Here is a 14,632-nt window from a genome sequence, read left to right as displayed (position 1 = left end):
CGTGACCGAGCGGATCGACATCGACTTCCCGTTCCGGGTGGACAGACGGGGGCGGACGGCCGACGTCGGGTACGACGGCCACATCGCGGACCTGATCGAGCTGGTGCTGTTCACCGGCCCGGGCGAACGCGTGATGCGGCCGGACTTCGGCTGCGGCCTGCTGGACCTGGTCTTCGAGCCGAACAGCCCGGAACTGGCGGCCACCCTGCAACTGGCCGTCCATGCCCAGCTGGAGCGCTGGCTGGGGGACGTGATCCAGATCGACGCGGTGGTGGTCGAGAGCGACGACAGCGTGCTGCGGGTCCGGGTGGCGTACCTCGTCAGGGCGACCGGCGACCGCCGTACCGAGACGTTCGAGGGGAGGGCGCCATGAACACCGGGCACCGGCGCCGGGACGTCCGCGCCGCGCGGCTCGACGGCATCGATGCCGTGGAGGCCCAGGACGACGGGCGCACCCTGGTGGTGACGTTCCTCGGCAAGGCGCCGGAGCGGCTCACCCCGGGCCACATCCGGATCGACGGCGGCCGCAGGGTCACCGGCGTGCACGTCACCGAGGTGACGGTCGAACGCGCGGAGGACGCGGACCTGGACGACCGGGCCGTCGTCGTGGTCGACCGCACCGGCGACACCTCGCCGTACACCCTGTCCGTGGTGGAGCCGGACGCTCAGGGCCGGCCGGGGACCGAGCCGAGGGCCGGGTTCGACCCGCGCTACTCCCGCGCCGACTTCGTCTTCCACCCCCGCTGCCCGGCCCCGTCGGAGCGCCCCTGCGGGTGCGGCACGGCGCCCGCGGCCCGGCCGGCACCGGTGATCGACTACACGGCGCGGGACTACGCCACGCTGCGCCGCCAGCTGCTGGACCGGATGACGCTGGTCGCGCCCACCTGGGTCGAGCGGCATGTGCCGGACCTCGGGACGACCGTGATCGAACTGCTGGCGTACGTCGGTGACCAGCTGGAGTACCAGCTGGACGCGGTGGCGACCGAGGCGTACCTGCACACCGCGCGGCGGCGGACGTCGGTGCGCCGGCACGTCCGGCTGATCGACTACCCGATGCACGACGGGTGCAACGCGCGCGCCGCGGTGACGCTGAGCGTGGACGACGAGGTGACACTGCGGCCGGGCACGTTCCGGTTCGCGGCGATCGACGTCAGCCGGGTGGACCCGGTGGAGCGGCCGGAGCTGGGGGCCGTCCTGACGGAGGCGGCGCTGTCCGCCCTGCCGCCCGCCGTGCGGACCGATGTCTTCGAACCCCTCGCGAGCGGGGAGACCGAGCTGCGGCCGACGCACAACCGGATCCGGTTCCACACCTGGGGCGACGAGGAGTGCTGTCTGCCCAGGGGCGCGACCTCGGCGACGCTCGTCGACGAGGGGCTGTCCCTGGTGCCCGGTGACCTGCTGGTGATCGAGGAGGTGCTCGGCCCGCGCACCGGGGCGGCGGCCGACGCCGACCCGACCCACCGTCAGGTGGTGCGGCTCACGTCGGTGACGCCCGCGTGCGACGCGCTCTACGACCGGGCGGTCGTGGAGGTGACCTGGGCGGACGAGGACGCGCTGGACTTCGCCGCCTGTCTGACTACGACGGGCGGCCCGGCCTGCGAGCGGCTGGCCGACGTGACGGTCGCGCGGGGCAACGTCGTCCTGGTCGACCACGGGCGCGACCTGACGTTCTGCGGCGGGCTCCCGGAGGAGTACGACGTCCCGGCGGAGCCGGCGCCGGCGCTGGTGTGCGACCCCGGCTGCTGTCCCGACCGTCCCGAGCGGGGGCCCGCAGGGGAGGCCGTCGTGGCGCTGATGACGCTGGCCCGGCGCGGGGAGCAGCTCACCGCGGAGCAGGTCACGACCCTGCGCGCGGTGGTCGGCCCGGCGGCGCTGGACCGGTGCGGGCTGGACGACACGGCGCCCGCGGCCGACCAGGCGGCGAGCCTGGACACGCTCCTGGCCCAGCTCACCTACCCCGGCACGGTGGAGCCGTTCCGCCCCGAGCCGGCCGACGGGCCGGTGACGCACCGGACGGCGTACCCGGACCCGGCACGGGTCTCGGCCGCGCAGGCGGACCTGCTCGACGGCATCGCGGCGCGGGCCGGGGCGCGGCTCACCGCGCTGTGGCGCGCGGCCCGGCCGCTGACCGAGCGGGAGATCGCCGAACTGCGGCTCCTGTTCGGTCAGGAGACGCTGGACCGGCTCGGCCTCGCCCACGACGAGGCACGGGCGCTGCGCGATCTGCTCCTGCGCCACGAAGCCCTGCTGGGCGCGAAGATCCGGCGGCTGGCACGGCTGTCCCGCCGGGCACGCGACGGCGAGGTGCTGGGCGACTGGCTGCCGGAGGAACTCGCCCAGACCTGGGGTCCGGCGTACACCGACGGCCTGCGGGCCGACGACCCGCGGCTGGCCGGCCCCGCGTCGGCCGCGCTCAGCCAGGACCCCCGCGCCGCGCTGCCCGCGGTCACCGTCACGGCGCGTACACCCGACGGCACACCGGCGGGCACGTGGACGCCGCGCCGCGACCTGCTGACCGCGACCCCGGACACCAAGGCGTTCGTCGGCGAGACCGAGGAGGACGGCCGGCTGACCCTGCGCTTCGGCGACGGCGTGCAGGGCGCGCCGCTCCCGGCGGGCGGGCGGATCGCGGTCCGCCACCGGGTCGGCAACGGCGTCGGGGGCAATGTCGGGGCCGAGGCGATCGGGCACCTGGTGCTGTGCGACGGCCACGACGACGCCGTCACGCTGGTGCGCAACCCGCTGCCCGCGCGCGGCGGGAGCGAGCCGGAGGCCCTCGACGAGGTGCGACGCCTGGCGCCGCTCCAGCCGCACCGGGTCAGGCTCCGGGCGGTGACCGCGGACGACTACGCCGCGCTGGCCTCGGCGGTGCCGGGGGTACAGCGGGCGGCGGCCGACCTGCGCTGGACCGGCAGCGGCCAGGAGGTGCACGTCGCGGTCGACGCCCTCGGCACCGGGGTCCCGGGCGCGCGGCTGCTGGCCCTGGTCGCGCACACGCTGGACGGCGTACGGCGGATCGGGCACGACGTGGTCGTGCAGCCGGCGACCGCGGTCCCCGTCGACCTGGAGCTGCGGGTGTGTGCCGCCGCCGGCCACCAGCGCGGTCATGTGCGCGACGCGGTGCGGCGGAGGGTGCTGGCCCTGTTCGCGCCGGACGGGGTGACGTTCGGCGATCCGGTGCGGATCAGCCGGGTGGTCGCGGCGGCGGCCGCCGTACCCGGCGTGACGAGCGTGCTGGTGACCCGGCTGCGGAGGCTGTTCGCGCCGGACGCCGGCGAGCTGGACGACGGGCTCCTGCGGATCGGGCCGCTGGAGGTCGCACAGCTGGACGACGACCGCGACCGGCCGGAGAACGGCCGGCTGCACATCGAGATCGGGGGAGGCCGATGACCGGGGGCTGCCGATGCGGCGCCGCAGGCGGGGACTGCTGCACCGGAACGGGGCTGCAGACGCCGTTCAGCCGGGTGAACCCGCCGGGGCTGCCGCAGATCGCGTACCGGACCGGCGACCACCACGCGTTCTGGTCGTCGACGCTGGCGCGGCTGTCCGGCCCGGCCTACCCGGAGCTGCGCGACCTGCTGGTGCGCACCCCGGACGACCCGGCGCTCGCCTGGCTGGACGCGTGGGCGGTGCTGGGCGACCTGCTCGGGTTCCACACCGAGCGGGTGGCGAACGAGGGCTACCTGCGCACCGCGACCCGGGCGGACTCGCTGCTGCTGTTCGGCCGGCTGCTGGGGCACACGCCGCGGCCCGGCGTCGGCGCGGGCGTGTACCTCGCCTACCAGGTGGACCGCGACCGCGCGGTGACGATCCCCGCCGGGTCGCGGGCGCAGAGCGTGCCGGGCACGGGCGAGGAGCCGCAGTCCTTCGAGACCGTCGAGGACCTCGCGGCCCGGTCGGCCTGGAACGACCTGAAGGTGCGGCTGCGGCGGCCCTACCCGGTACGGCTGCGGGCGGACCGCACGATCGACCGGCGCGAGGTGCACCTGGCCGGCGCGGGGGCGCGGCTGCAGACCGGTGACCGGCTGCTGTTCGTGTTCGGCACCGAACCGGGGCGGCAGGCGCTCGACGTGGTGCAGACGAGCACCGTCGACGCGGCCGAGGGGATCACCTCGGTGCTGATGCCGGGCGCGAAACCGCCGACGCTCGCCGCCCTGGAGGACGGGTTCCGGCACAAGGTCGCCGAGCTGGCGGCGGACGACACGTACCGCGACAGCCGGATCGTCCGGCGCTATGTCGACACCGTCCTCGTGCCGCTGCGCGACCGGCTGCCGGCGGAGCCCGCCGTCGGAGCCGTCCCCGGCGGCACCCCCGGCCTCGACGGGGACGGCGGCGACCCGGACGCGATCACCACCCCGACCGGGTTCGCGCGGGCGCTCGACACCGCGCTGCACCTGCTGGAGGAGTCGCTGGCGGCGGCAGCCCCCTACCCGGCGGTGCACGGCTTCCTCGCCGCGCTGCGCACGGACCTGAGCGCGATGCGCGCGCAGGCCGGCCTGCTGGAGCCCGAGCAGGACCGGCCCCCGGCGGACGACGGGAACCCGACCCTGTTCGACCGGCTCGCCCTGGCCCGCTCCGAGGACCCCGCACTGCTCGGACTGGCCGCGCTGCTCGGCTCGCTGCGCAAGCCGCCCACGCCCCAGCCGTCGTCCGCCCGCGCGCTGCGGCTGGACCCGGCGAACGTGTTCGGCACCGGCTCCGACGCCGGTGTCCGCCTGCTGACCGCGCTCGACCCGCGGCTCGCCTCGCTGTACGAGGCCTGGCGCCACGTCCACCTCACCAGGCCGCTGCCGCTCGCCGGACTCCAGGCGATGCGCACGGTGGCGACGCCGTTCGGCGCGACCGCGCCGCAACAGCCGCAGTACGACCGGAACGGGCGGATCGTCGGGTACGTCGACTGGCCGCTGACCGGATCGAAATCGCTCACGCTCACCGTCGAGTACGAGGACGGCAGGCCGAAGACACTCGTCCCCCGGTGGATCGAGTCGGGCAGCCCGGTCGGCGACGCCCAGCCGCTGCCGTTCGACGGTTTCGTCCAGGTGGGGCCGCTGGGCGTCTGGGTCACCACCACGACACCGGCCGGCGCACCGGCCACCGTGACCCTGCAGTGCTGGGGCAACGAGGTCGCGCGCACGGTGACGTTCACCGGACCGAAGCCGGACAGCGGAACACCGCACGGCAGGATCACCGTCGAGGTCGCCCCGGCCTTCGGCACCGACCCGGCGCCGGTCGTCGAGGACCTCCAGCCCGGCGACGAGGAGACCACCACCCACGGCGGCGTCAACGTCGTCCTCGGCCGGGCCGAGCGGACCGACGACCCGGACCGGGCCACGGTCGCGCTGACCACCACCAGCACGGTGTCGGCGAAGGTCCTCGTCCTGGACGCCGTGTACCCGGGCATCGGGCCGCAGAGCTGGGTCGTCGTCGAGCGGCCCGGCGCCGTGCCGTCGCTCCAGCGGCTGATCACCCGCGTCGAGAGCGCCCGGGTGGTCTCCCAGGCCGACTTCGGCATCACCGGCAAGGTCACCGAGCTGACCCTGGCGGACGCGTGGCTCGGCCCCGAGGACACCCAGCTGTCGCAGATCCGCAGGACCACGGTGTACGCGGGCGGCGAGCCGCTCACCGTCGCCACCGAGCCGATCCCCGAGGACGTGGCCGGCACGGTCGTCGAGCTGGCCGAGCTGTACGACGAGCTGGAACCGGGCCGCTGGGTGATCGTGGCCGGCGAGCGCACCGACATCCCGGCCACCCCCGGGGTGCGGGCCGCCGAACTCGCGATGGTCGCCGGTGTCTCCCACGCCGTCGACCCGGCCAGGCCCGGCGAGCCGGTCCACACCACGCTCACCCTCGCCGGACCGCTGGCGTACAGCTACCGCCGTACGACGGTGACGATCCACGGCAACGTCGTACGGGCCGACGCCGGCGCCACCCGGGACGAACCGGTCGGCACCGGCGACGCGGGGCAGGCCGGGCAGAGCTTCACGCTGTTCGCCGCACCGCTGACCTGGCTGCCGGCCGACAACCCGCGCGGCGCCCGCAGCACGCTCCAGGTACGGGTCGACGGGGTGCTGTGGCAGGAGGTGGACAGCCTCGCCGGGCAGCCGCCGACCGCGAAGGTCTACGTCACCGGCACCGGCGAGGACGGCCGCACGACGGTCGGCTTCGGCGACGGTGTGCACGGCGCACGGCTGTCCACCGGCCACGAGAACGTCCGGGCCCGCTACCGGGTGGGGATCGGCGCCGCGGGCAATGTCGCCGCGGGCACCGTGACCACGCCGCTGACCCGCCCGCTGGGCGTCACCGGGGTCACCAACCCGCTGCCGGCCGGCGGCGGGGCCGACCCGGACGGGCTGCGGCAGACCCGGCGGCAGATCCCGCTCGCGGTGGCGGCGCTGGACCGGCTGGTCGGGATCACCGACTACGAGGACTTCACCCGGTCGCGGGCCGGGATCGGCCGGGCCGCGGCCCGGCGGATCTACGCCGGCCGCGAGCTGATGCACGTCACCATCGCGGGCGCCGGGGACATCACCCTGGACGAGGACGGCGAGATCGTCCGCTCGCTGCGCTCCGCGCTCGCCCTGTACGGCGACCCGCAGCTGCCGGTCCGGGTGGACGTGCGCGAGCTGGTGCTGCTGGTGATGTCGGCCGGGCTGAGGATCGCGCCGGACCACTCCTACGACCTGGTGGAGCCGCAGGTACGACGCGCGCTGCTGGAACGGCTCGGGTTCGACCACCGCGAACTGGGCCAGAGCGCGTACCTGTCCGAGGCGATCGCCGCCGCGCAGGCGGTGCCGGGCGTCGAGTACGTCGACGTGGACGTGTTCGCCGGTGTCCCGGGCAGCATGACGCCTGCCGGGCTCCGGGACCTGGCGGCCACGCTGACCACGGCGAACGCCACGGTGCCGGCCCGGCCGGCGGCCCACACGGTCGAGTACCACGACGTACGGGCGCCCGAGGGCGGCGACCCCGCGTCCTACCGCGAGTCGCTGACCTCGGTCGCCGCGCAGGCCGGCATCACGGTCGCCGAGCTGCTGCGGCTGAACCCGGGTCTGCCCCCGGCCGAGCCGCTGCCGGCGGGCAGCCGTGTGGTGGTGTTCGCCGGCGTCCGGCCCGCGCAGCTGGTGCTGCTGTCCCCCGCCGTCCCGACCACGCTGATCCTGAAGGAGGTACGCGGGTGAGCCGCAGGCCGGACCGACTGAGCGAGCTGATCGCGCTGCACATCCGCAAGACCGACGCCGGCCACGGGGCCGCGCTGCGGGCGCTGCTCGCGGTGATCGGCGAACAGGTCGACCTGGTGCAGAGCGACCTGGAGCGGCTGTACGACAACTGGTTCGTGGAGACGGCCGAGAGCTGGGCCGTTCCCTATCTGGGCGATCTGGTGGGCTACCGGCTGCTGCCCGGGCACGAGGAGGCGCTCGCGACGGCGGCCACCGACCGGTTGGTGGCCCGGCTGGCGCCGCGCCGGGACGTCGCCGCGACGGTCGCGTCCCGGCGGCGCAAGGGGACGCTGCCCATGCTGGAGGAGCTGGCGTCGTCGGTGGCGGACTGGCCGTCGCGGGCGGTCGAGTTCCACCGGCTGCTCCTGCGCGACCAGCCGATCAGGCTGTACCCGTCCTCGGACGAGGCGGCGGTGCGGCGGGCCCGGGCGGCGCCGGGGCTGGTCGACGTGCGCGACGACGCGGCCCTGGTGGGGATCGGCGGGCCGTTCGAGACGCAGGGCCGGTTCGCCGAGGCCGCGCGCATCGGCTCGGCCCGGCGGCAGGGCCGGTACCGGCCGGCGAACGTCGGGGCGTACGTGTGGCGGCTGAAGCCGCAGCCGCTGACCCACGCACCGGCGTACTGCATCGACCGGGCGCGCAACCAGTTCACGTTCTCGATCCTCGGCAACGACGTGCCGCTGGCGACCAGGCCGGTGCCCGAGCCCTCCCCGGAGCACCTCGCGGGACGGGAGCACGTGCCGGCGCCGATCACCCGGCGCGAACTGGCCGACCGGCTGCCGGACTTCTACGGCCGGGACAAGAGCTTCGCGATCTGGCGGGACGGGCACCCGGACCCGGTGCCGCAGGGCGACATCGTGGTGGCCGACCTGTCCGGCTGGTTCTACCGGGCGCGGCGCGGCCAGGTGGTGGTCGACCCGGAGCTCGGGCGGATCGTGTTCGGGGCGCGCTCGGCGCCGCGCCGCGGGGTCTGGGTGAGCTACCACTTCCTCCAGCCGTCCGACCTCGGCGGCGGGGAGTACCCGCGGGACGTGACCACGCCGGGTGCGGCGAAGGTGTACCGGGTCGGGCCCCACGAGGAGTTCGAGCGGATCCAGCCGGCCTACGCGGCCTGGCAGCGCGACAACCGCGACGGCGGCCGGCCGGAGGCGGTGATCGAGATCGCGGACTCCGGGGCGTACCAGGAGCAGCTGGAGTTCGTGCTGTCGCCGGGGGACCGGCTGGAGGTGCGCGGCGCGGAGCGCACGCGGCCGGTGCTGCGGCTGCTGGACTGGTACAGCAACCGCCCGGACTCGTTGCAGATCCGGGCGCTCCGCCCGCGCGAGGGCGACGACCGGCCGCCGCCGCGGTTCGTGCTCGACGGGCTGCTGGTCACCGGCCGCGGGGTCAGCGTGACCGGGCCGATGGGCGCGGTCGTCGTACGGCACTCGACGCTGGTGCCCGGATGGTCGCTGGAGCCGCACTGCCGCCCCACCCACCCGGAGGAGCCCAGCCTGGTGCTGGAGAACACCACGGCGTGCGTGGAGATCGCGCACAGCGTCGTCGGGTCGATCCTCGTGGTGAACGACGAGGCCGGGACCGACCCCGTCACGGTGTGCGTCACCGACTCGGTGCTGGACGCGACGGCCGCGGACCGCGAGGCGGTGTCCGCGCCGGACTGCCGCCACGCCCACGCGGAGCTGACGGTACGGCGCTCGACAGTGATCGGCGAGGTCCACGCGCACGCGGTCCGGCTGGGCGAGAACGCGGTCTTCGACGGCCTGATGCACGTGGCGCGGCGGGGGATCGGCTGCCTGCGGTACTGCTACGTGCCGCCGGGCTCGCGCACACCGCCGCGCCACCACTGCCAGCCGGATCTGGTCGCGGAGGACCTGCGGCGGCTCGCCGAGTCCGGTGACGTGGACCCGGCGGACCTGCCCCGGTTGCGCTCGCTGGAGGCCGCGCGGGTGCGGCCGCGGTTCACCGCCGGGTGGTACGGGGCCCCGGCCTACCTCCGGCTCGCGCCGTCCTGCGCGGTGGAGATCGCCCGGGGCGCGGACGACGGCTCCGAGCTGGGGGTGCTGCACGACCTGTTCCAGCCGCAGCGGGAGGACAACCTGCGGGCGCGGCTCGCGGAGTTCTCGCCGGCCGGCCTGGACGCCGGGACCGTCCCGGTCAACTGACACGACGTCACTCGACGATTCGGAGGGAAGGCAAGGATGCACGGCGATTTCTCGCGTCGGACGTACCGGCCGCAGGAGCACTACGTCGCGGTCGTCAGCCAGCAGGGCCGGGTGCTGCTGGACGCCGAGGCCAACGAGCAGGCGGAGCTCGCGCTCGCGGCCGACCGGGCCCTGGCCGCCGACCTGATCGGCCGGCACGGCGGGCCCGGCGACGGATTCCGGATCGAGTACGCCCCCGAGGCCGAGGGCGAGAAGGCCTCGCTCACGATCGCTCCCGGCCGCTACTACGTGGACGGAATCCCGGTCGACGCCACCCGCCCCGAGCCGCTGCCGGCGGTGGAGGAGTGCGGCGGCCGGCCGACCGACGCGGGGCGCGCCCACCCGGACACGGCCGTGAAGGCCGGGGCGAGGACCGCCGACAGCACCGGGAGAGACCCGGCGTGGACGTACTGGGACCAGCCGTACGCCCACCGCGACGCCGAGCGGGACGAGGACGAGCTGCCGTCCGGCCCGTTCCTCGCCTACCTGCGGGTGCGCGACCGGCTGGTGACGGCCGTCCAGGACCCCCTGCTGCGGGAGACCGCGCTCGGCGCCGCGCTGCCCGACACCACGGCGCGGGTCCGGGCCGACTGGGAGGTGCTGCCCCTCCAGCTGGGGGAGGACCAGCGCTGTGACCCCGCGGGAGCGTTCGACGCGTGGGTCGCCGAGCGGCGGGACCGCACCTGCCGGCTCGCCGCGCGCGCCGAGCGGCCGGCGCGGACCGAGAACGATCCCTGCGCGGTCGCGCCGGACGCCCGCTACCGCGGACCGGAGAACCAGCTCTACCGGGTGGAGATCCACCGCGGGGGTGAGGCCGGCGAGGCGTCGTACAAGTGGTCGCGCGAGAACGGCTCGGTGGTGCTGCCGCTGACCGCGGTCGATGACTGGGTCACGCTGGAGGCGCTGGGCCGCGACGACAAGCTCGACCTGGACGTCGGCGACTTCGTCGAGATCGGCGACGACGCCTCCGACGGGCGCGGTGAGATCCACGACCTGCTCCAGGTGGTCGAGATCGACCTGCCCGGGCGGCGGGTGCGCCTGTCCGGGGAACCGGACCCCACGGTCGGCCGGCAGCCGGGGCGCCATCCGTATCTGCGGCGCTGGGACCAGCCGGAGAGCCGTCGTCGCGGCGTGCCCCGGCTGGAGGGCGGCGCGGTCAGGCTGGTCGAGGGCGAGTGGCTCGACCTGGAGGACGGGGTGCAGATCTACTTCGCGCCGTGCGGGCAGTACGTCTCCGGCGACCACTGGACCTTCGCCGCCCGCACCGTCACCGGCGCCGTCGAATGGCCCACGGACGCCGGGGGGCGGCCCCTGCTGGCGCGCCCGGCGGGCGTCGCCTACCACTACGCGCCGCTGGCATGGATCGACGAGGGACAGGCCCAGGACCTGAGGAAGGTCTTCCGGCAGCTCACGGAATGACCCGCCGGAAGGACCCGCCCGGGATGTCCCGCGCAGACTCGCCCGTGACGGGTGAGGCACCCCACGCGCCCCTGAGCTGCGATGGAGGGGCGGCCGGTCGGTCGCGGCCGCCGCCCGGCCCACGCCCACCGGCGTCCCGGGCCGACTCGGCGAGGTGGACACCGTGGCACACTGGCGGGCTCTGATCGTCCTCGGTACGGCCCAGTTCCTGATGGTGCTGGACACGTCCGTCATGAACGTCTCCATCAGCCGGCTGGTCGAGGACTTCGACACCGAGGTGACCGCCATCCAGGCCGTCATCACGCTGTACGCGCTGGTCATGGCGGCCTTCATGATCGTGGGCGGCAGACTCGGGGACATCCTCGGACGGCGCCGGATGTTCCTGTTCGGGCTCGCCGTCTACGCCGTCGGCTCGGCCCTGACCGCCGTCGCCCCCACCGTGTGGGTCCTCGCCCTGGGCTGGTCGGTCATCGAGGGGCTGGGCGCCGCGATGGTGCTGCCCGCCATGGCCGCCCTGGTCGCCGCCTCCTACCAGGGGCGGGACCGGGCCGTCGCGTACGGCGTCATCGGCGGGCTCGCCGGCGCGGGCATCGCCGTCGGACCGCTGCTGGGCGGCTGGGTGACGACGTACCTCACCTGGCGGCTGGTCTTCGCCGGGGAGGTCGTGGTCGTGCTGGCGATCCTCGCCTGCCGGCGGGTGATCGCCGACGTCCCGCAGACCGGGCCCAGGCCGCGGCTGGACGGGATCGGCGCCGCGCTCTCGGCGGTGGGCCTGGCGCTCGGCGTGCTCGGGGTGCTCCAGAGCGGCACCTGGGGCTGGGTGCAGCCGCGCAACCCGCCCTTCACCGTCCTGGGGTTCGCGCCGACCCTCTTCGTGATCGGCCTCGGCGTCGCCGTCCTGGCCGCCTTCGTCCGCTGGGAACGGCACCGGGAGCGGCTCCACACGGACCCCCTGGTCCATCTCGACCTGCTGCGCCGGCCCGCCCTGCGCTCCGGCCTGCTGTGTCTGCTCAGCCAGAACCTCATCCTGCTCGGCCTGTTCTTCGCCATCCCGCTCTACCTCCAGATCGTCCAGGGCTTCGACGCCTTCGAGACGGGACTGCGCCTGCTGCCCGTCTCCGCCACGATGCTCCTGGCGTCCACGCTCGCCGCACGGCTCGGGCGGAAGGTGGGGGCGCGCCTGGTGGTCCGCCTCGCCCTGCTGATCCTGCTCGCCGCCATCGTCTGGCTGCTGGCCACCATCGACCCGGACATCGACGACGTGCAGTTCGGCTGCGCGATGGGGCTGCTCGGCATCGGGATGGGCCTGCTCGCCTCGCAGCTCGGCAACGTCGTGCAGTCCGGCGTGGGCGAGGAGGAGCGCAGCGAGGCGGGCGGGCTGCAGTTCACCGCCCAGAACCTCGGGTCCGCGCTCGGCACGGCACTCATCGGGTCCCTGCTCGTCGGCGCGCTCGCCCAGGCCTTCACCACCCAGGTGGAGAACGACCCCCGGCTGTCCGAGGAGACCGTGCGGCGCACGAGCGTCGCCCTGGAGGCCGGGATCTCCTTCGTGCCGACCGACCAGGTGCGCTCGGCGGCCGAGCAGGCGGGGCTGCCGCCCGCCGAGGTCGACGCGCTGACCGAGTCCTACGCCACGGCCCAGCTCGACGGTCTGAAGGCGGGGATCCTCGCCGCCGGAGGCGTCACCCTGGCCAGTCTTCTCGTCACCTCCCACCTGCCGAGCCGGCCGTCCACCCGTCGTCCGCAGCCGTCGCGCGCCGGCGCGGCCTGACCCGCGAAGGAGCCGGGCCATGTCCGACACCGATCACCTCCGCGCCGGGGAGCCCACCCTCGGGCGGCGCTCCCGCGCCGACTACACGGGGGGCGTCTACGGCTCGATGCTCGCCGCGTCCGTCGTGGTCGGCGCCGGAGCGCTGGGCGACTTCCCCCGACTGCAGCTGGTGGGGCTGCTGGTGCTGACGGGCGTGGCGTTCTGGCTGGCCCATGTGCACGCCCAGATGTTCGGGGAGCGGCTGGTCCGGCGGCGGCCGGGCCGCGCGGTCCTGCTGCACGTGTGCCGGGAGGAGTGGCCCATCGTCGAGGCCGCCGTCCCGCCCGCGGTCGCCGTGGCCGTCAGCCCCCTCCTCGGCCTCGATCTCACGGGCACGCTGTGGCTCGCGCTGACGGTCGCGGCGGCGGGCCAGGTCGGCTGGTCGGTGGCGGCGGCACGACGGGCCGGGGCCGCCTGGCCGCTGGTGGCCGTCACGGCCGCGGTGAACCTGGTGCTGGGCCTGCCGATCATCCTGTTCAAGTTGCTCATCACCCATTGACCGGGAGGTGTTCGGAAGGCATCGCCGCAGATCAGCCGAGTGGCCCGGGTGGCGTCTCACCTCTGGTGGGTGAGGCTCCGCGGCCCGCCGCGACGGACCATCGCAGGGAGACCACTAGGAAGGCTCATGCGCTACGAGATCCGTGTCGACGGACAGATGTCGGAGACGTTGATCAAGGTCTTTCCCGAGCTGGACCACGTCGTGATGTCCGGCCAGACCGTCCTGTTCGGGCACGTCGTCGACGAGGCGCATCTGTACGGCCTGCTGGCCCGCTGCCAGTCCCTCGGACTGCGTGTCCTGGAGATGCGGCAGATGCCGGACTGACCCCGCTGGAGGAGCCATGAGCGTGCCGTCGTCACCCGGCGGGGACCCCGCCGCCGTCCTCTCCGCCCTCGGCCGGTCCTGGACCTGGCTGCTCGGGTCGGCCGTCGCCACGCTCGTCCCGGGCATCCTGGTGCTGGTCTGGCCCGACGAGACCCTGCACGTGCTCGCGGTGCTGATCGGGCTGTACCTGCTCGTGACCGGGCTGTTCCGGTTCGTCGCCGTCTTCGCCCGGGACGACCACGGCGAACGGCTGCCCGGACTCCTGCTGTCCGTGCTGTACGTCCTGGCCGGCGTGCTGTGTCTGCGCAACCCGCTCCAGACCATCGCCGCGCTCTCCCTGATCGTCGGGGTCGTCTGGCTGGTGTCGGGTGTCCTCAGCCTCTACACGGCCCTGGCCGCCCGGGACCTGCCGCACCGCGGCGTCGTCCTGGCCGCGGCCCTGCTCGCCGTCGTGGCGGGCATCGTCGTGCTCGCCCTGCCCACCGAGTCGGCCCGGGCGCTGACCCGGCTGCTCGGGCTGTGGCTGGTGCTGCTGGGCCTCGCCGAGGTCGCGCTCGCCCTCGCCTGGCGGGCGGCTCTGCGCCGGGCAGGTCTCACCCGTTCGGGGTGAGGCGCGGGGCGCCTGCCGTGCGCACGCTGAAGACGCAGTCAACGGCCGACGGGCACCTGCCCGCGAACCATCGGGCGCACGCCCGGAACGGAGGACCGAGATGACCGGGGACACGTACCTCGCCTACGACTATCCGCTGCTCAGCGCCTTCTGGACCATGCTGATCTTCTTCCTGTGGATCATGTGGTTCGTGCTGCTGTTCCGGGTGATCGTGGACATCTTCCGCGACGACGACCTCAGCGGCTGGGCCAAGGCCGGCTGGCTGGTGTTCTGCATCTGCCTGCCCTTCCTGGGCGTGTTCGTCTACGTCGTGGCCCGCGGGAAGAACATGGGCCGCCGGGAGATCGCGCAGGCCCGGGAACAGCAGCAGCAGTTCGACGACTACATCCGGCAGACCGCCAAGGGCTCCGGCGGCCCCACCAGCAGCGTCGACGAACTCGCCAGGCTGTCCGAGATCAAGGCCCGCGGGGACATCACGGACGAGGAGTTCGACCGGGCCAAGCAGCTGGTCCTCAGCGGGCACGGCTCCGCGAGCCGCAACTGAGCCGACGG

General features: G+C 74.8%; 10 protein-coding genes. All 10 read left to right on the top strand.

Features of this window, described 5'->3' with window-relative positions:
• Position 1: 1 nt before the first annotated feature.
• The 10 genes from AQJ58_RS31200 (at position 2) to AQJ58_RS31155 (ending at position 14,624) form a co-directional block, all read left to right on the top strand.
• Positions 2-373: a GPW/gp25 family protein gene (locus tag AQJ58_RS31200; RefSeq protein WP_067256192.1), complete on the top strand. Its 372-nt coding sequence runs from the start codon at positions 2-4 to the stop codon at positions 371-373.
• Positions 370-3,390: a putative baseplate assembly protein gene (locus AQJ58_RS31195; protein ID WP_067256190.1), complete on the top strand. Its 3,021-nt coding sequence runs from the start codon at positions 370-372 to the stop codon at positions 3,388-3,390. Before AQJ58_RS31200 ends, AQJ58_RS31195 begins: the two co-directional genes overlap by 4 nt.
• Before the next feature lie 74 nt (positions 3,391-3,464).
• The gene (locus AQJ58_RS31190; protein WP_107122198.1) at positions 3,465-7,178 is read left to right on the top strand and encodes a putative baseplate assembly protein; all 3,714 of its coding nucleotides are present in this window, start codon (positions 3,465-3,467) and stop codon (positions 7,176-7,178) included.
• Positions 7,175-9,379 (top strand): hypothetical protein, encoded by a 2,205-nt coding sequence (locus AQJ58_RS31185; RefSeq protein ID WP_067256186.1) that lies wholly within the window; start codon positions 7,175-7,177, stop codon positions 9,377-9,379. The genes AQJ58_RS31190 and AQJ58_RS31185 overlap by 4 nt, the downstream gene beginning before the upstream one ends.
• Positions 9,380-9,415: 36 nt before the next feature.
• Positions 9,416-10,837, top strand: coding sequence for a DUF6519 domain-containing protein (locus AQJ58_RS31180; RefSeq protein WP_067256184.1), 1,422 nt, complete (start codon positions 9,416-9,418; stop codon positions 10,835-10,837).
• A gap of 163 nt (positions 10,838-11,000) precedes the next feature.
• Positions 11,001-12,608 (top strand): MFS transporter, encoded by a 1,608-nt coding sequence (locus tag AQJ58_RS31175; protein ID WP_067256307.1) that lies wholly within the window; start codon positions 11,001-11,003, stop codon positions 12,606-12,608.
• Positions 12,609-12,627: 19 nt separating this feature from the next.
• A complete protein-coding gene (locus tag AQJ58_RS31170) occupies positions 12,628-13,146 on the top strand; it encodes a hypothetical protein (RefSeq protein WP_067256182.1) in 519 nt (172 codons plus the stop codon).
• A gap of 126 nt (positions 13,147-13,272) precedes the next feature.
• Positions 13,273-13,470, top strand: a complete 198-nt coding sequence (locus AQJ58_RS31165) for a hypothetical protein (RefSeq protein ID WP_067256180.1) — start codon at positions 13,273-13,275, stop codon at positions 13,468-13,470.
• A 16-nt stretch (positions 13,471-13,486) separates the two neighbouring features.
• Positions 13,487-14,080 carry an HdeD family acid-resistance protein gene (locus tag AQJ58_RS31160; RefSeq protein ID WP_079079343.1) on the top strand — a complete coding sequence of 198 codons (594 nt, stop codon included), beginning with the start codon at positions 13,487-13,489 and terminating at the stop codon, positions 14,078-14,080.
• A gap of 100 nt (positions 14,081-14,180) precedes the next feature.
• Positions 14,181-14,624, top strand: coding sequence for an SHOCT domain-containing protein (locus tag AQJ58_RS31155; RefSeq protein ID WP_067256176.1), 444 nt, complete (start codon positions 14,181-14,183; stop codon positions 14,622-14,624).
• Positions 14,625-14,632: the final 8 nt, after the last annotated feature.

Origin of the sequence: Streptomyces sp. DSM 15324 (assembly GCF_001514285.1) — a bacterium.
Taxonomy (GTDB): Bacteria; Actinomycetota; Actinomycetes; order Streptomycetales; family Streptomycetaceae; genus Streptomyces.
This window is presented reverse-complemented; position numbering and strand designations above follow the sequence as displayed.